Source organism: Simplicispira suum, assembly GCF_003008595.1.
GTDB lineage: Bacteria > Pseudomonadota > Gammaproteobacteria > Burkholderiales > Burkholderiaceae_C > Simplicispira > Simplicispira suum.
This window is the reverse complement of the sequence record NZ_CP027669.1, coordinates 2,943,093-2,959,909: the sequence shown is the minus strand read 5'-3', so window position 1 is coordinate 2,959,909 and position 16,817 is coordinate 2,943,093. Positions and strand designations below refer to the sequence as shown.

Below are 16,817 nucleotides of genomic sequence, written 5' to 3'. Positions count from 1 at the left end.
TCAATCAATAAATCCAATCAATTGATTTGATTGATACGATGCTTTTTAACTATTTCAATGCCCCGATGGGTGCGGGGTGGTCGGTGCTGGACGCACAATGGCAGCTTCATTGCCGCACACGATAAGGAGTCCGCTATGCAAGGCGACGCAAAGGTCATTGGCTACCTACAGGCCCAGCTCAAGAACGAGCTGACCGCCATCAACCAGTACTTTCTGCACTACCGCATGCTCAAGCACTGGGGCTTTGGCAAGCTGGCGAAGAAGGAGTACGACGAGTCCATGGGCGAGATGAAGCACGCCGACATGCTGATGGACCGCATCTTCATGCTGGACGGCCTGCCCAACCTGCAAGACCTGGGCAAGCTGATGATTGGCGAGGACGTGCCCGAGATGCTGGCCTGCGATCTGGGCCTGGAGCGCGGCGCGCAGGCGACGGTCAAAGAAGGCATGGCGCACTGCGAATCGGTGCGCGACTATGTCTCGCGTGATTTGCTGCAAACCATCCTCGACGACACCGAAGAGCACATCGATTTTCTGGAGACGCAGATTGATCTGGTTTCCAAGGTGGGCCTGCAGAACTACCTGCAATCGCAGATGAGCGAACTCGAATAGGCCGCAGGCACCTGCGTATCCGAAGCGGACCAAGGGTCCGCTTTTTCTATGGGCACACTCCCCAGCGACAAAACCCCAGCCATTGTCGTTGCAGCGCTTTGCGACAATGCCTGCTCACTCGCCTGCCATCGCACCCCCATGCAAGAAACGCCTCCGCCTATGCCGCCCGAACCACCTGTGCCGCCCGCCACCCAGCGGCACAACCCCTTGCATGGCGTGACACTTGAAGCCATGGTGCGCGCGCTCTCCGACTACTATGGCTGGCCCGGCCTGGCCGAGCAAATGCCGGTGCGCTGCTTCTCGCATGAGCCCAGCGTGAACTCCAGCCTGAAATTCTTGCGCAAAACACCTTGGGCGCGCGAGAAAGTCGAGAGCCTGTACCTTTTCATGCTGCGCGAGCAGCGCCGCGCGACCCGCGAATAGGCAATCAGGCGGAAACCGGCACCAAAAAATCACGGCTGATGCCTGCGCCCAGATCATTCACACGGTCGAGGAACTGGGTCAGGAAGGCATGCAGGCCCGTGGCAAGGATTTCGTCAATGTGGCCAAACTGCAGCTCGGCGTTCATGCGGCCGGCGCGCCGCTGGGTTTCGCCCGAGTGCTCGTTGCCCACCACCGCAAGGTTGCTCACCACTTCGTGCAGGCTGGCGTGCAGCGAGCGCGGCATGTCGCGCCGCAAAATCAGCAGGTCGGCGACGCGCTCGGGCGTGATCACGTCACGGTAGACCTTGCGGTACACCTCAAACGCCGAGACGCTGCGCAGAATGGCGCTCCAGTGGTAGAAGTCATACTCCTGCTCGCCATCGTCGGCGCTGCCGTAGAAGTCGCTTTTCACGGCGTGAAACTTCACGTCGAGCAGGCGCGCGGTGTTGTCGGCGCGCTCCAAAAAGGTGCCGAGCCGAAGAAAGTGAAAGGCTTCGTCCTGCAGCATGGTGCCCAGGGTGACGCCGCGCGAGAGGTGGGAGCGGTATTTCACCCATTCAAAGAACTGGCCGGGATCGCGTTCAAAGGCACCGCCTTCGATCTGGCGGTTGAGTTCCAGCCAGGTCTGGTTTTGCGTCTCCCAGATCTCGGTGGTGAGCGCACCGCGCACGGCCCGGGCGTTCTCGCGCGCGCCGCGCAGGCAAGCGACGATGGACGAAGGATTGTTGCCATCGCGCACCATGAACTCCAGCACCCGCGCCGGCACGATGGCGCCATGGCGCGCGGTGTAGGCCGGAATCAGCTCGCTGATCGAAAGCAGCCCGCGCCAGAGCGACTGTGCCTTGGCGGCCGACTGCGGCAGCAGCGAGGTTTCGTAACTGACGTTCAGCATGCGGGCGGTGTTCTCTGCCCGCTCGGTGTATCTGGACATCCAGAACAGGTGATCGGCAGTGCGGCTTAGCATGCGGTCTCCTCGGGCAGAGAACCCCGCACGCGCTGCGCGCGCCCGCGGTATTCTGATGAAACCCCTCCTGCGTCGGGCTTTACTGCCCGCTCGGTGTATCTGGACATCCAGAACAGGTGGTCGGCGGTGCGGCTCAGCATGCGTCCTCCTCGGGCAGAGAACCCCGCACGCGCTGCGCGCGCCCGCGGTATTCTGATGAAACCCCTCCTGCGTCGGGCTTTACTGCCCGCTCGGTGTATCTGGACATCCAGAACAGGTGATCGGCAGTGCGGCTTAGCATGCGGTCTCCTCGGGCAGAGAACCCCGCACGCGCTGCGCGCGCCCGCGGTATTCTGATGAAACCCCTCCTGCGTCGGGCTTTACTGTCCGTTCGGTATATCTGGACATCCAGAACAGATGATCGGCAGTGCGGCTCAGCATCATTCGCTCCCTTCTTCCTGCAGCACCCAGGTGTCCTTGGTACCGCCGCCCTGGGACGAATTGACCACCAGCGAACCCTCGGCCAGGGCCACCCGGGTGAGGCCGCCGGACACCATTTGCACCTCGCTGCCCGAGAGCACGAAGGGGCGCAGGTCGATGTGGCGCGGCGCCAGCCCGCTTTCCACATAAGTGGGGCAGCTCGACAGCGAGAGCGTGGGCTGGGCGATGTAGAGCGCCGGGTTGGCGATGAGCGCGTTGCGAAACTGCTCGATCTCAGACTGGCTCGCGGCTGGACCGATCAGCATGCCATAGCCGCCGGCGCCATGCACTTCCTTGACCACCAGCTCGGGCAGGTGCGCCAGCACGTACTTCAGATCTTCGGGTTTGCGGCACATCCAGGTGGGCACATTCTCCAGAACCGGCTCCTCGCCAAGGTAAAAACGGATCATGTCGGGCACATAGGGATAGACCGATTTGTCGTCGGCCACCCCCGTGCCCACCGCGTTGCAGAGGGCGACATTGCCGGCTGCGTAGGCTTCCATCAGGCCCGCGCAACCCAGCGTGGAGCCGGCGCGAAAGACACTGGGGTCGAGGTAGTCATCGTCCACGCGCCGGTAGATGACATCCACCCGCTGCAGGCCACGCGTCGTTCCCATGTAGACGAAGCCGTCCTTGACGCGCAAGTCCTGGCCTTCCACCAATTCGACGCCCATTTGCTGGGCCAGAAAGGCATGTTCGAAATACGCGCTGTTGTGCATGCCCGGCGTCAGCACCACCACACAGGGGTCGGCGCTGCCTGCGGGCGCGCTCTCGCGCAGGGTTTCCAGCAACAAATCAGGGTAATGCGCCACCGGCGCGACAGCGTGCATGCTGAACAGGTCCGGAAACAGCCGCATCATCATCTTGCGGTTCTCCAGCATGTAGGAGACGCCAGAGGGCACGCGCAGGTTGTCTTCCAGCACATAAAAAACGCCGTCGCCCTGCGCATTGGCGGCGCGCACGATATCGATGCCGGCAATGTGTGCGTAGACGCCACGCGGCACCTCCACGCCAGCCATCTCCGGGCGGTACTGGGCATTCTTCAGCACCAGATCGGCCGGCACAATGCCCGCGCGCAGGATATCTTGCTCGTGGTAAACATCGTGCAGAAAACGGTTGAGTGCCGTCACGCGCTGTACCAGGCCTCGCTCCATGCGCGCCCATTCCTGCGCTGAAATGATCCGCGGAACCAGGTCAAATGGAATCAGGCGCTCGTTGCCTGCTGCGCCGCTGTCCTTGGTGCCATACACCGCGAAGGTGATGCCGACGCGCCGAAAAATCATCTCTGCTTCCAGCCGCCGCGCCTCCATGGACGCATCGCTCTGGCGTGCCAGCCATTCGGCATAGCGCTTGTAGTGCGCCCGCACGTCGCTTCCGCCAAATGGAAGCACCGTGTACATCTCGTCGAACTTCGGCATTCGCAGGTCCTCCTGGAGACAGGATAGCAAGTTGTGCGCCATGCCCAGATCAAGGTACGACGTGCTGCCAGTAGCGACGCTCGACCGCACGCTCGCAGCGCACGCTGGCCGGGCTATCGGACTGCCAAGTCGCGGCGCCGCAATGCGCCGTGTCGATCACCTGCGCGCCATGGGCATGCAGGCGCTCGACCACTTCGGCCGCCGGGTGGCCAAAGCGGCTGCGGTAGGCCGCCTGCACCAAGGCGATGCGCGGCTGCACGGCTTCCAGAAATGGGGCGCTCGACGAAGTCTTGCTGCCGTGGTGAGGCACCAGCAGCAAATCCACGCGGGGCGCCGCGCCGCGCTGAACCAGCGCCAGTTCCTGCGCGCGCTCGATGTCACCCGCCAGCAGGGCGCTGGCACCGCTTTGCGCACGCACGCGCAGCACGCAGCTGTGGGCGTTGGGTTTGTCGCCTGCCAGGGCCTGCGCCGGCGCGGCTTCAAAGGGGTGCAGCAGCTCGAAGTCAACGCCATCCCACACCCAGGCTTGGCCAGCTACGCAAGGCGTCCACGCACGCAAGGCCAGCAGCCCGGCTTCGCCGGCGATCGATCCCGTCAGCGCCGCCTGCGGCTGCTGGGCCAGCACCGCCGCTGCGCCGCCCGTGTGGTCGCTGTCGCGGTGGCTGAGCATGACGGTGTCGACGCGCTCGCCGAGGCTGCGCAACAGGGGCACCAGCACACGCTCTCCCGCGTCGCTCGCTACGCTGTAACGCGGCCCGGTGTCGTACAGCAGCGCGTGCTGAGCCGTGCGCACCAGCACGGCGTTGCCCTGGCCAATGTCAGCGGCAAGCAATTCAAACGTCCCCTGCGGCGGCCGCGGCGCCTGCCAAAGCAGCACCGGCAGGCACAGCGGCAGGCCCACCAGCCGCACAGACCATGGCAGCCGCGCGGCCAGCAGCACGCCGCCAAGCACTGCGGCCAAGCCGGCCCCCAGGGGCGCAGAAGCCACCTCAAACTGCGCCCAGGGTATGGCGGCGAGCAGGCCCAGCAGCCAGCCCAGCAGCTGCACACACCACGCTGCCAGATGCCACAGCGGCGCCCACAGCACGCCGGCAAACGCCAGCGGCGTGACCACCAGCGTCACCCATGGAATCGCCACCAGGTTGGCCAGAAAGCCCACCAGCGACACCTGGCCGAACAGCAGCAGCGTGAGAGGCGCCAGTGCCACCGTCACACTCCATTGTTCGCGAAACATTGAGACAAATCGGGCTCCAGCGCTTTTGCTGCTTGCGTTGTCAGCTATCGGGTTGATAGCAAAAAGCACCCCGACCGCAACAAAACTGAGCCAGAAACCGGCCTGCAGCAAGGCCCAGGGGTCCTGCAAGACCACCGCCGCACACGCCAACAGCCAGACATGCGGCCAAGGCCAGCGCCGCCCTGCCAGGCGCAAGCCCACCACCACCGCCAGCATCAGCACCGTGCGCTGCGCCGGCACACCCCAGCCGCTGAACAGCGCATACAAACTTGCAAGCAGCAAGCCACCCAGAAGCGCCGCCGATTGCGCCGGGAATGCCAGACACAGGCGCGGTGCGCGCCGCCACAAGGCGCCTACTGCTTGCGCGGCAAGCCAGGCAAAGAGCGTGATGTGCAATCCTGAAATGCTGACCAGGTGGGCGACGCCGGTGGCGCGGAACACGTTCCAGTCGCTGCGGTCAATGGCCCGCTGATCTCCTGTGACGAGCGCCGCCACCACGCCGGCCGCGCGCAGATCGGCCGCCCCTTCGGAGACGCTGGCCAGCTCGGCAAGAATCGCGTCCCGCATACGCTCGCGCAGTTGCAGCACCGGGTAGCGCAGGGCGGCATCGAGCCGTAGGGGCTGCGGGTCCTTAGGTCCGGAGCGCACATAGCCGACCGCCTGCACGCCCTGCTCCCATTGAAGAAGTTCGTAGTCAAACCCGTGCGGATTGCGCGCGCCGTGCGGTGCCTTGAGGCGCACCGTCATCTGCCAGCGTTCGCCTGCATGGGGCGCGAACGCGGCGGCTTCTCGCCCAACGCCCGCCCCCTCGTCGCTCGCGTTGCGGTACCAGCCCAGATCGATCTGCTCGGGCAGTCGCACCACCGCACCCTGGCGCTCGGCGGAAAGCACACGCACCCGAAACCGCACGCCCACTTCCATAGGCTGGGGCAGCCCGGAGACCACCGCAACGATGGCAATGTCTTGGCCTTCGAGCGCCGGATCCAGAGCAGTCTTCGCATAGTTCAGCGAGCGCAGGCCGCAAAGGGCAAAGACAGCCAAAGCCACCGCCAGCCCGACGAAGCTGCTCGCCAGGCGTCCCCGCCGGGTGCGCAGCCAGAATGCGAAAAGTCCCAAGGTCAGCGCCACCGGCATGCACGCACCGTACGCCATGAAGCTCCACAAGGCCGGCTGCTGGATCTGCAGCACGGACCCGCCCACCACCCCAAGCAACACCGGCACCAACGCGCCCGCATTCGGCGCCGGGCGATTGCGCCGCAAGGGCGCCTGCGCACGCGCCGGCCCCTGGTCCGACGGCGCGTTGTCGGACGGCTCGGTGGGCAGGTCAGGCGCGGTGGAAGGCGGCATCAGCGGATGCTACTGTGCAGAGAAGGGCCAGACCTGGCTGTGTACCATCGACGGTTTTTCGAACCCGAGGAAGCAGCCATGAGCGTTTACGACAAACTCAAAGAACTCAACATCACCCTGCCACCGGTCTCGGTGCCCGCCGCCGCCTATGTGCCCTATGTGCAGACCGGCAAACTCGTCTTCCTCAGCGGCCACATTGCGCGCAAGGACGGCAAGCCCTGGGTGGCACAGTTCGGTCGCGACATTTCCACTGACGACGGCAAAGCCGCCGCGCGTGCGGTGGCCATTGACCTCATGGGCACGCTGCAAGCGGCCGCCGGCGGCGATCTGAACCAGGTCAAGCGCATCGTGAAGCTCATGAGTCTGGTGAACTCCACGGGCGACTTCACCGAGCAGCACCTGGTGACCAACGGCGCCAGCGAGCTGTTCGGGCAGGTGTTTGGCGAAGCCGGCGTGCACGCACGCAGCGCCTTTGGCGTGGCGCAGATTCCCATGGGCGCCTGCGTGGAAATTGAACTAATTGCCGAGTTGGCTTAGAGGCAGACCCAACTGGAGCACTAAGGTGCGATCTGCCTAAAGTAAGTTAGCCCCGGCCAACACAGGACACCGCAGTATTGCGGTGGGCAGTTCTCGCGCTGTAGAAGGTTGTATGCGCTAGAGCATGGCGGTTTCTTTTACGCCGCTCTCCCACTATTTCCTTCATCAGCAGCGGCCCAAAGCACCTTCAACTCTGCTGCGGTCTGCGGTTTGCCGTATAGGTAGCCCTGCAACTCCTGCACACCTAGCTTTTCCAGTATTGCTGCCTGCGCGAGTGTTTCGACTCCCTCTGCCACCACGCGCTTGTCCAGCGCCTGAGCCAACGCCACAATGGCCGTCGCGATGGCCAGGGCCGACCGCTCAGCACCGAAGGCAAACACGAAGCTCTTGTCGATTTTGAGCGTATCGAACGGCAAACGGCTTAGGTAGCTCATCGCTGAATAGCCCACACCAAAATCATCCAATGCGATGGCCACGCCCAAACTGCGCAACGCGGCCAGGCGGTTGATTGCCGCATCCATATCGCGGATGAGCGCTCCTTCGGTAATTTCCAACTCCAGCTGCCCCGGCAGGATGTCGAACTCGCACAACATGTCCTGTAGCTCGCCCGGCAGCGCGGGGTCTGCCAACTGCAGCGGAGAAAGATTGACCGACATATGCCGCACGTGGTGATACGGGTCGGCCCGCCACTGTTGAAACTGTTGCAGCGCTTTGCGAAGTACCCACTGACCCAGTTCGAGAATGAAGTCAGACTCTTCCGCCAATGCGATGAATACATCGGGCGATATCAATCCTTTGTCAGGATGACGCCATCGCAGCAGCGCTTCAACCGAGACTACTTGCCGGCTTCCGCTATCAACGCGTGGCTGGAACACTACAAAAATCTGCCCTGCTGCCAGCGCTTCGCGCAGGTCTCGGCGCAAGGCCATACGCTCTGCCAACTCGGCGTTGAGCGCATGATCGAACTGCACCAGCACGTTGCGCCCCGCAACCTTGGCGCTGTACATCGCTAGATCGGCGTGTTTGAGAAGATCATCGTGTGCCACTCCGTCCTCGGGAAAAATGGCAAAGCCAAAGCTAGCGGCCAAATGGAGGGTACGCGGAGGCACCATGAAGGGCACACGCACCGCCTGCATGACCGTCTCGATGTCGCGGAGAAAGCGGCCGTGCGCATCGACCGCTAGCGCAAATACGAATTCATCGCCGCCAGGCCGACCGATGGCTAGTGCAACCGAGCCAAGGCAATCAAGCAGTCGCCTTGAGACCTCCTTGAGCACGCAGTCGCCCACGTCGTGTCCATAAGCGTCGTTGATTTCCTTGAACCCATCGAGGTCCATGTACACCACCGCGAAACGCGGCGCTTCTCCCAGACCTCCTGGGGAGTTGCTGCACGCAAGCCTGTCAATCGCTTCGACGATACCCAGTCGATTAAGTAGCCCCGTGAGACTGTCCCGGGTCGCCCGCTCGCGCAACTGCTGTTCGCGCTGCTCGGCGTGCAATGCCACAGCCAGCCGCTGACGAAAAGCGCTCAACTCGCGATCCTCCCGTCCGCCAGCAAACGGCGCGCGCGCCATACGTAGCCACAAACGCTGGGATTGCGTCTGCGTGATCAGCACGTCCACCCATTGAAAAGGTGTAATCGCAGTGCAATTGCTCTGTTCGGCTGGTTCAACTACGCCCGGCACCGCTGTCGGACGCTTCTCCAGGCAGCCGTCGTCAGCAAGTGAAAGAGCCCAGGGATGGGCGTCGTGGTCTCTCCACCGCACCACACAGATGTATCCACCGCAAGCCGCCACATTAACGTGCGCAAGCACCAGCTGCACAACCTCTTCAAATGGGCGCTGCTCCACGATAGCTTGGTCGATCTGCGCCAGCAATTGCAAAAGCTGCAGATCGCGCCCCACCTCCCTGGTCATCACGTTGAACGAATCAGCCAAATCGGTGAATTCGCTGCGTGGTCCCGCGATGTGCACCTGACGGCCAAAATCACCGCTTAGAACCGCGCGTGTGCCGGACGTCAGCGCGTCAAGTGGTTGGGTCAGCTTTCGCAGCAGCACCGAGCTGCTGACCAAAGCCAGCAAAAACACAATGCCGGCAACGTTCCCTACCAATGCTGCGAGTCCAATCGGCAGGTAGCGCGCCAACTTCGATTCAAGCGTGGCAGAGACCGTCCAGTTGGGTGCGTCGAAATAGGGAAGAAAAAAGATTTCCCGAACAGTGCTAATTCCTTCCCCCTCTGAACTCTCCACGCCTTGGCAAAATGGCCGCGCAAAGGCGACACCGGAAAAGCAGATTCGGTGAGAGCCCGATTGGGCGTTTTCCCAAAGGTATTCGGGGTTAAACCTACCACGCGCCACCAGAGGGCCGACTTCTACTGTCAATTCGGCCGTGGGGCGCTCTCCCGATGCATCGCCGCTGATCACGCGAAGCGCGCTGAGAGACGAACCGATCGCCTCCCCCGAAGAGCCAGCCTTCAATGAAAGGTCGCCGAACACCAGTTGCAATCGCTCGCGCAGCCCCACTGGCGGGCTGCCCTGGGGCGTTTGCGCGTAAACGCGAAGAAGGCTTTCCGCTGAGCGAAGTCGGTCGATGAGGTTGAGTCCTACGGCCTTGGTCATCTCGGCGCTAAGTTGCACTGCCGACTGACGAACGATGTAGTCGGTCAGTTGATAAGCCAGTAGCGACACTGCTCCCACAGGCACAGCAACCAGCACAAAAAATGCGGCGAAGAGTCTGCGCCCGACACGGCTCTGCAAAAAAGCACTTGCAGCACTCAAGCGCATTCAATAGTCCTCAGCTACCCCAATGAAACCGCCATTGTTGGCGCGGATGATGTCGTCTCGACTTGTCTTCGCGGTCAACGGAGTTTGGCTCTGCCCGTCAGGGCCCATGCTGTAGAGGTCGTAGTCGCTGTTGAGCGGATGCAGCGATTTGTCCTTACGTTTCTGGCCGACCTTTGCTCCGTCCATGGAAAGGTATTGGTAAGGATTTCCCCATGGGTCCGTTTTAACGGCGCCAAATGCAGCCAAGCTAGCTGGGTAAGTACCGGTTGCTACGAAAGCTCTGTCAAGCCTTGCGCTGATTTCGAGAATATCCGCCTTCGCTGTGACGATTTTCGTCCGCTCAAGATACGCCCTATAACTGGGTAGAGCGATACCCACCAAAAGCCCTATGAGCAACACCACCATCATGAGTTCGACGAGAGTGACGCCGAGAACTCGCACTTTCAGCTTGTTGCCAACCGGTTGGCGTCGCTGGAAATGTCGCCAACACAGGGCTACCACAGGCGCAGAGCCAAAGGAAGCCAATAAACGCTCCACTCGCTCTGCGAAAACAGCCTGTTTCATTTTTGCATGATACGTCCCGATAGCCTACGGGTCTAAAGTCTCTCAAGACTTTGGCAAAAGACAGCCGCCGACGATCCGCAGAGGCGTCAAAACGACTCCCAGTCGCCCTGAGCGCCGGTCGCGGGCGACGCCACCTTGGGCGCCGGACCCGGCGCCGATGCCGACGAGCGCAACGCCGGCCGCGCCGTCGGTGTTGGCGCTTGAGACGCAGCAACTTTCAGACGGGGTGGCGTGGCTGACTTGCCTGGCGGGACCGATGGCCGCAGCGGCGCAGCGCGCGGCGGCGCCAATGGTGCGGCGGGTGACGCCACCAGGGCAGCCCCGCCCAGTTTGAAGGTAGACACCACCTGCGCCAACTGCTCGGCCTGCTCGCGCAGGCTTTGTGCGGCGGCCGCGCTTTCCTCGACCAACGCGGCGTTTTGCTGCGTCATCTGGTCCAGGTTGCCCACGGCCTGATTGACCTGCGAGATGCCGGAACTTTGCTCGGTGGATGCCGCCGTGATCTCGCCGATCATGTCGGTCACGCGCTGCACCGACTGCACGATATCTTCCATGGTGGTGCCCGCTTCCTGCACCAGGCGCGATCCCGTTTCCACGCGTTCTACGCTGGCACCGATGAGCGCCTTGATCTCCTTGGCGGCATCGGCGCTGCGGCCCGCCAGGCTGCGCACTTCGCTGGCAACCACGGCAAAGCCGCGCCCCTGCTCGCCTGCGCGCGCGGCCTCGACGGCGGCGTTGAGCGCCAGGATGTTGGTCTGGAAGGCAATGCCGTCGATGACGCCAATGATGTCGGAGATCTTCTTGCTGCTCTGGTTGATCTCGTTCATGGTGTTGACCACCTGGGTCACCACCTCGCCGCCGCGCCGTGCAACGCCCGTGGCGCCGGCAGCCAGGCTGCTGGCCTGCTGCGCGCTGCCGGCGCTTTGCGCGATGGTGCTGGTGAACTGATCCATGGCCGCAGCCGTCTGCTGCAGATTGCTGGACGTCTGCTCGGTGCGCGCCGACAGATCGTGGTTGCCCGATGCAATTTCGGCGCTGGCGGTGGCAATGCTGTCGGTGCTCTGGCGCACGCGCTGGACCGTGCCGGCGAGCGATGCGCTCATCGCGTAAAGCGAGCGCAACAGGTCGCCAAATTCGTCCTTGCGCTGGACATCCTGGTGCCGGCTCAGGTCGCCCGCGGCAATGTGCGCGGCCAATTCGTTGGCCTGCTGCAGTGGGCGTCGAATACTGCGGATCAGCAAAAAGGCGCCCGCGCAAATGGCCAGAATCACGAGCACCATGGCCGCTATGCCGACCCGGATGGTCATGACGCGTGAGGCAGCAATGCGCTGCAACTGTTCTTGCTCGGTCTGCTGCTGCAGCTGCACGAAGTCCGCCAGGGCTTTCAGGTAGGTATCGGCCGCCGGGGTGTAGGTTTTTTCCATGAACTCGACCAGTTCCGGAATCTGCCCTGCCAGTTTGAGCTGGCGCGTCTGGGCAAACGCATCGTCTACGGCCTTGTGGGCGGCGGTGACTTTCGCGAGCTGAGCGCGGTCGGCGTCCAGCAGGGGCAGTGCCTCAATCGTCTTGCGCACTTCGGCCATCCGCGCGGTCGTTGCGTCCATCGCGCCTTTCAAGGCATCTTCCACAGCTGAGTCATTGCTGATGATGATGGCTTGCGTGCGCGCAGCCTGGCTGTCCGCCAGGCCCATCCAGCGTACGGCCTCGTCGACGCGCAGCTTCATCGCGGCAGTGATCTGGTCGCTCTCGATTTGCGCACGGGCCGAACGCACACCAGCGAACCCTACGACTCCCGCCAGCATGACAACAATGGCAAGAACCGAGAACCAAAGTTTGTGGGCAATTCGCAGCTGCATCGTCGACTCCCTCTTTGTATGTAAACGTAAACGCCTGTCAGTCGCGAGCGTACTACCAAACTCGCCCGAAAAAGCAAAGTGCCTGGATCTGTACCGCTATTCGACGCGCAGCACCGCATTCGGCTTGAAGCCCAGATCAGCCGCCTTGCCCTTGCGCGCGCGAACGGCCCGTGCATTGTTGAGTGAGCGAATCTCCAGTGTTTCTTCGCGCAGTTTTCCGCCACGCCCCACGCCTTCAATGCGAATGCTGCGCGTGTAGGCGGCTGCACCGGCGAGCAGGTCTTTGGCGTCCAGGTCAATCAGCATCAGGCCACGCCCGCCTTTGTCCATGCGCTTGAGTTCAGCGATCTCAAACGTCAGAATGCGCCCGCCCACCGATGCGCAGGCCACGTGCGTGGCGGCGGCCAGCGGAGCGCTGCCGCTGCCGTGCTCTGCGTGCGAGGGCGCGCACACCGTCTCGCCCTCGCCCAGGCTGACAAAGGCCTTGCCGCTCTTGTTGCGCGAGACCATGGATTCCACCGTCGCCAGAAAGCCGTAGCCGCCCGTGCTGGCCAGCAGCAGCGTGGCGGCAGCCGGGCCGGCAAAGTAATGGGCAATCTGTGTCCCCGCTTCAAGTTCGATCAACGTGGTCACGGGTTGGCCATCGCCGCGCGCGCCCGGCAATTGCGCCACCGGCACCGAATACACCCGGCCATTGCTGCCAAAGACCAAAAAGGTGTCCACGGTGCGGCACTCGAAGGTGCCGTACAGGCCATCGCCTGCCTTGAAGGCAAAGCTGCCAGCCTCGTGGCCGTGGCCGCCGCGCGCGCGCACCCAGCCCTTTTGCGACACCACCACCGTCACCGGCTCGTCCACCACCCGGACTTCGACCACCGCCTTCTTCTCGGCCTGAATCAGCGTGCGGCGGGCGTCGGCAAATTGCTTGGCGTCCTGCTCAATTTCCTTGACCATCAAGCGGCGCAGTGCCGCCGGAGTGCCCAGGATTTCTTCCAGCTTGCCCTGGCTGTCGCGCAGTTCCTTCAACTCCTGCTCGATCTTGATGGCTTCGAGCCGCGCCAGTTGGCGCAGGCGAATTTCCAGAATGTCTTCTGCCTGTCGCTCACTCAGATGGAAGCGCTCCATCAGCGCCGCCTTGGGCTCATCGGCCGCGCGGATGATGGCAATCACTTCGTCGATGTTGAGCAGTACGATCTGCCGCCCTTCGAGGATGTGGATGCGGTCCAGCACCTTGTTCAAACGGTGCTGCGAGCGCCGTGTGATCGTGCCCTGCCGGAACTCAATCCACTCTTGCAGCATGCGGCGCAGCGACTTCTGCACCGGCCTGCTATCGATGCCGACCAGGGTCAGGTTGATGGACGAGGACGTTTCCAGGCTGGTATGCGCCAGCAGCGCGGTGATCAGCTCGTGCTGCGGCGTCTTGCCGGTTTTGGGCTCGCACACCAGGCGCACGGCGGCGTCCTTGCTCGATTCGTCGCGCACGCCGTCCAGCACCGCCAGCACGCTGGCCTTGAGCTGGGTTTGCTCCTGGCTGAGCGCTTTTTTGCCGGCCTTGATCTTGGGGTTGGTGAGTTCTTCGATCTCTTCCAGCACCCTTTGCGTGCTGACGCCCGGCGGCAGTTCGGTGACCACCAACTGCCACTGGCCGCGCGCCAGCTCTTCGATCTTCCAGCGCGCGCGCACCTTGAGGCTGCCGCGCCCGCTGCGGTAGGCGTCGGCAATGTCGGCCGCGCTGCTGATGATCTGGCCGCCGCCGGGGTAGTCCGGCCCCGGAATCAACGCCAGCAAATCGGCTTCGGACAGTTGCGGGTTCTTGACCAGCGCAACGCAGGCGTCGGCCACCTCGCGCAGGTTGTGGCTGGGAATCTCGGTGGCCAGGCCCACGGCAATGCCGCTGGCGCCGTTGAGCAAGGTGAACGGCAGGCGCGCGGGCAACTGGCGCGGCTCCTGGGTGGAGCCGTCGTAGTTGGGGATGAAGTCGACCGTACCCTCGTCGATCTCATCGACCAGCAGGCTGGTGATCCTGGCCAGGCGCGCCTCGGTGTAGCGCATGGCGGCGGCGCCGTCGCCGTCGCGGCTGCCAAAGTTGCCCTGGCCGTCGATCAGCGGGTAACGCTGCGAAAAATCCTGCGCCATGCGCACCAGTGCGTCGTAGGCCGACTGGTCGCCATGCGGGTGAAAGCGGCCGAGCACGTCGCCCACCACCCGCGCGCTTTTGACCGGCTTGGCCGCCGCATTGCGGTTGGGGCCCGAGTAACCCAGGCCCATGCGCTCCATGGCGTACAGAATGCGCCGCTGCACCGGCTTCATGCCGTCGCAGACATCGGGCAGGGCACGGCCCTTGACGACGGAGAGCGCGTATTCCAGGTAGGCGCGCTGGGCGTAACTGCCCAGCGTGTCGGTGTCGTCCCCGGAGGGGGTGAAATCAAGAACCAGATCGTTCATCGGAAGCGTCGCATGCAGCACCCTGAAAGGGTAAAAAACTATTAATTTAATAGCTACTAACGCTTACCCAATAAGCGCTAGAGGCCAAAAATACCTAAAAATCAGACATCGATCTCGACGCTGTCGCCGTGCAGCTCCATCAGCTCGCGCCGCGCACCGGCCTCGCCTTTGCCCATCAGCTTGGTGATCAGGCTCTGGGTGGCGTCAAAGCCGAGCGCCCCCAGGTGCACCGGCATCAGGCGCCGGGTGTCGGGGTTGAGCGTGGTTTCCCACAGTTGCCCGGCGTTCATCTCACCCAGGCCCTTGAAGCGGCTGATCTGACACTTCTCGCGCGCCACGCCGTCTTTCTCGGCCTTGTCGAGAATGGCAGCCAGTTCGCCCTCGTCCAGCGCATACATCTTGGCCGCCGGCTTTTTTCCGCGCGCCGGTACGTCGACGCGAAACAGCGGCGGGCGCGCCACGTAGATGTGGCCGGCCTCGATCAGCTTGGGGAAATGCCGGAAGAAGAGCGTGAGCAGCAGGACCTGGATGTGCGAACCGTCCACGTCGGCGTCCGAGAGAATGCAGATCTTGCCGTAGCGCAGGCCCGAGAGATCGGGCTCGTCGCCGGGCCCATGCGGATCAACGCCAATGGCCACCGCAATGTCGTGGATTTCGTTGTTGGCAAACAGCCGGTCGCGCTCCACCTCCCAGGTGTTGAGCACCTTGCCGCGCAGCGGCAGCACGGCCTGGGTTTCCTTGTCGCGGCCCATCTTCGCGCTGCCACCGGCCGAGTCGCCTTCGACCAGAAAGACTTCGTTGTAGGCGAGGTCGCGGCTTTCGCAGTCGGTCAGTTTGCCCGGCAGCACGGCCACGCCCGAGCCCTTGCGTTTTTCCACCTTCTGGCCAGCCTTCTGGCGCGTTTGCGCGGCGCGGATGGCCAGCTCCGCCAGCTTCTTGCCGTATTCCACATGCTGGTTCAGCCAGAGTTCGAGCGCCGGGCGCACGAAACTCGACACCAGCCGCACAGCGTCGCGCGAATTGAGCCGCTCCTTGATCTGGCCCTGGAACTGCGGGTCCAGCACCTTGGCCGAGAGCACATAGCTGGCGCGCGCAAACACGTCCTCGGGCATCAATTTGACGCCCTTGGGCAACAGGCTGTGCAGCTCGATGAAGCCCTTGACCGCCTGGAACAAGCCATCGCGCAGGCCGCTCTCGTGCGTGCCGCCGGCGCGGGTGGGGATCAGGTTGACGTAGCTCTCGCGCACCGGCGCACCCTCTTCGGTGAAGGCCACGCACCACGAAGCGCCCTCGCCCTCGGCAAAGCTGTCGTCCTGGCGCCCGGCAAAGCCTTCGCCTTCAAACAAGGGGATCACCGGATCGGCGCTGAGCGTCTGCGACAAATAGTCGCGCAGGCCGCCCTTGAATTGCCAGGTGGTCGTCTCGCGCGTGCTCTCGATGGTCAGCGTCACCGATACGCCTGGCATCAGCACCGCCTTGCTGCGCAGCAAATGCGTCAGCTCGTGCATCGGCAGTTGGGCCGATTCAAAGTATTTGGCGTCGGGCCAGGCGCGTACCGTGGTGCCCTGGCGCCGGTCGCCCGGGCCTTGCGGGCGCAGCGCCAGCGGCTCAACGACATCGCCCGCGGCAAACACCAGCGTGGCCACCTGACCTTCGCGGTGGCTGGCCACTTCCATGCGCTGCGACAGCGCATTGGTGACCGACACGCCCACGCCATGCAAACCGCCCGAGAAACTGTAGGCGCCGCCCTTGCCCTTGTCGAACTTGCCGCCAGCGTGCAACTGGGTGAACACCAGCTCGATCACCGGCGCGTTTTCTTCGGGGTGCAGGCCAAACGGAATCCCGCGGCCATCGTCATCGATGCCGACCGAACCGTCCTGGTGCAGCGTGACCTTGATCTTTTTGCCGTACCCCGCCAGTGCTTCGTCGGCGGCGTTGTCGAGCACTTCCTGAATGATGTGCAGCGGGTTGTCGGTACGGGTGTACATGCCCGGACGTTGCTTGACCGGCTCCAGGCCCTTGAGGACGCGGATCGAACCTTCGGAGTAATTGCTCAGAGCGCTCAAAGCGCCGAGCGCGCTCTGAGGAGGGGGAAATTTGGCTGCCATGGGCGCGGATTGTAGTGGCCTCACTGGATGGAACCCCAGCCCGGCGTGGCGTGCACTGGCCCCAGCGGCG

Annotated in this window: 14 protein-coding genes; 3 read left to right on the top strand and 11 right to left on the bottom strand. The window is 63.4% G+C overall.

The genetic code is table 11. The annotated features are described in order from the left end of the window. Positions 1-135 precede the first annotated feature (135 nt). On the top strand, positions 136-612 hold the full coding sequence (bfr, locus tag C6571_RS13750; protein ID WP_106447187.1) for a bacterioferritin: 477 nt from the start codon (positions 136-138) through the stop codon (positions 610-612). A gap of 138 nt (positions 613-750) precedes the next feature. Then, positions 751-1,035 carry a VF530 family protein gene (locus C6571_RS13745; RefSeq protein ID WP_420542570.1) on the top strand — a complete coding sequence of 95 codons (285 nt, stop codon included), beginning with the start codon at positions 751-753 and terminating at the stop codon, positions 1,033-1,035. 4 nt (positions 1,036-1,039) lie between these two features. Here the strand turns inward: C6571_RS13745 and C6571_RS13740 are convergent, their stop codons facing one another. Genes C6571_RS13740 through C6571_RS13730 form a run of 6 tightly spaced genes read right to left on the bottom strand, consistent with a single transcriptional unit; the run spans position 1,040 to position 6,457 of the window. Next, on the bottom strand, positions 1,040-1,999 hold the full coding sequence (locus C6571_RS13740; protein WP_106447186.1) for an alpha-E domain-containing protein: 960 nt from the start codon (positions 1,997-1,999) through the stop codon (positions 1,040-1,042). Then, positions 1,993-2,139 (bottom strand): alpha-E domain-containing protein, encoded by a 147-nt coding sequence (locus C6571_RS19525; protein WP_146139337.1) that lies wholly within the window; start codon positions 2,137-2,139, stop codon positions 1,993-1,995. The genes C6571_RS13740 and C6571_RS19525 overlap by 7 nt, the downstream gene beginning before the upstream one ends. Then, positions 2,133-2,279 (bottom strand): alpha-E domain-containing protein, encoded by a 147-nt coding sequence (locus C6571_RS20255; RefSeq protein ID WP_146139336.1) that lies wholly within the window; start codon positions 2,277-2,279, stop codon positions 2,133-2,135. Before C6571_RS20255 ends, C6571_RS19525 begins: the two co-directional genes overlap by 7 nt. Further along, complete coding sequence (locus C6571_RS19515) at positions 2,273-2,419, bottom strand: alpha-E domain-containing protein (protein WP_146139377.1); 147 nt, start codon at positions 2,417-2,419, stop codon at positions 2,273-2,275. The genes C6571_RS20255 and C6571_RS19515 overlap by 7 nt, the downstream gene beginning before the upstream one ends. After that, a complete protein-coding gene (locus C6571_RS13735) occupies positions 2,419-3,876 on the bottom strand; it encodes a circularly permuted type 2 ATP-grasp protein (RefSeq protein ID WP_106447185.1) in 1,458 nt (485 codons plus the stop codon). Before C6571_RS13735 ends, C6571_RS19515 begins: the two co-directional genes overlap by 1 nt. Before the next feature lie 49 nt (positions 3,877-3,925). Continuing rightward, positions 3,926-6,457, bottom strand: coding sequence for a DNA internalization-related competence protein ComEC/Rec2 (locus C6571_RS13730; protein ID WP_106447184.1), 2,532 nt, complete (start codon positions 6,455-6,457; stop codon positions 3,926-3,928). A 78-nt stretch (positions 6,458-6,535) separates the two neighbouring features. On the opposite strand from C6571_RS13730, the gene C6571_RS13725 reads away from it, so the two are divergent. After that, a complete protein-coding gene (locus C6571_RS13725) occupies positions 6,536-6,994 on the top strand; it encodes a RidA family protein (protein ID WP_106447183.1) in 459 nt (152 codons plus the stop codon). 137 nt (positions 6,995-7,131) lie between these two features. Here the strand turns inward: C6571_RS13725 and C6571_RS13720 are convergent, their stop codons facing one another. The 5 genes from C6571_RS13720 to C6571_RS13700 form a co-directional block, all read right to left on the bottom strand. After that, on the bottom strand, positions 7,132-9,777 hold the full coding sequence (locus C6571_RS13720) for a putative bifunctional diguanylate cyclase/phosphodiesterase (protein WP_106447182.1): 2,646 nt from the start codon (positions 9,775-9,777) through the stop codon (positions 7,132-7,134). Further along, the gene (locus C6571_RS13715; protein WP_106447181.1) at positions 9,778-10,341 is read right to left on the bottom strand and encodes a prepilin-type cleavage/methylation domain-containing protein; all 564 of its coding nucleotides are present in this window, start codon (positions 10,339-10,341) and stop codon (positions 9,778-9,780) included. 86 nt (positions 10,342-10,427) lie between these two features. Continuing rightward, positions 10,428-12,197 (bottom strand): methyl-accepting chemotaxis protein, encoded by a 1,770-nt coding sequence (locus C6571_RS13710; protein WP_106447180.1) that lies wholly within the window; start codon positions 12,195-12,197, stop codon positions 10,428-10,430. Between the two features lie 96 nt (positions 12,198-12,293). Continuing rightward, positions 12,294-14,639, bottom strand: a complete 2,346-nt coding sequence (gene parC, locus C6571_RS13705) for a DNA topoisomerase IV subunit A (protein WP_106447179.1) — start codon at positions 14,637-14,639, stop codon at positions 12,294-12,296. 101 nt (positions 14,640-14,740) lie between these two features. Then, positions 14,741-16,747 carry a DNA topoisomerase IV subunit B gene (locus tag C6571_RS13700; RefSeq protein WP_106447178.1) on the bottom strand — a complete coding sequence of 669 codons (2,007 nt, stop codon included), beginning with the start codon at positions 16,745-16,747 and terminating at the stop codon, positions 14,741-14,743. Between the last annotated feature and the right edge of the window lie 70 nt (positions 16,748-16,817).

Bases quoted from the DNA above. Each gene is read 5' to 3' on its own strand.
- bfr (WP_106447187.1), top strand. From the start codon at position 136: ATGCAAGGCGACGCAAAGGTCATTGGCTACCTACAGGCCCAGCTCAAG.
- C6571_RS13745 (WP_420542570.1), top strand. From the start codon at position 751: ATGCAAGAAACGCCTCCGCCTATGCCGCCCGAACCACCTGTGCCGCCC.
- C6571_RS13740 (WP_106447186.1), bottom strand. From the start codon at position 1,999: ATGCTAAGCCGCACTGCCGATCACCTGTTCTGGATGTCCAGATACACC.
- C6571_RS19525 (WP_146139337.1), bottom strand. From the start codon at position 2,139: ATGCTGAGCCGCACCGCCGACCACCTGTTCTGGATGTCCAGATACACC.
- C6571_RS20255 (WP_146139336.1), bottom strand. From the start codon at position 2,279: ATGCTAAGCCGCACTGCCGATCACCTGTTCTGGATGTCCAGATACACC.
- C6571_RS19515 (WP_146139377.1), bottom strand. From the start codon at position 2,419: ATGCTGAGCCGCACTGCCGATCATCTGTTCTGGATGTCCAGATATACC.
- C6571_RS13735 (WP_106447185.1), bottom strand. From the start codon at position 3,876: ATGCCGAAGTTCGACGAGATGTACACGGTGCTTCCATTTGGCGGAAGC.
- C6571_RS13730 (WP_106447184.1), bottom strand. From the start codon at position 6,457: ATGCCGCCTTCCACCGCGCCTGACCTGCCCACCGAGCCGTCCGACAAC.
- C6571_RS13725 (WP_106447183.1), top strand. From the start codon at position 6,536: ATGAGCGTTTACGACAAACTCAAAGAACTCAACATCACCCTGCCACCG.
- C6571_RS13720 (WP_106447182.1), bottom strand. From the start codon at position 9,777: ATGCGCTTGAGTGCTGCAAGTGCTTTTTTGCAGAGCCGTGTCGGGCGC.
- C6571_RS13715 (WP_106447181.1), bottom strand. From the start codon at position 10,341: ATGAAACAGGCTGTTTTCGCAGAGCGAGTGGAGCGTTTATTGGCTTCC.
- C6571_RS13710 (WP_106447180.1), bottom strand. From the start codon at position 12,197: ATGCAGCTGCGAATTGCCCACAAACTTTGGTTCTCGGTTCTTGCCATT.
- parC (WP_106447179.1), bottom strand. From the start codon at position 14,639: ATGAACGATCTGGTTCTTGATTTCACCCCCTCCGGGGACGACACCGAC.
- C6571_RS13700 (WP_106447178.1), bottom strand. From the start codon at position 16,747: ATGGCAGCCAAATTTCCCCCTCCTCAGAGCGCGCTCGGCGCTTTGAGC.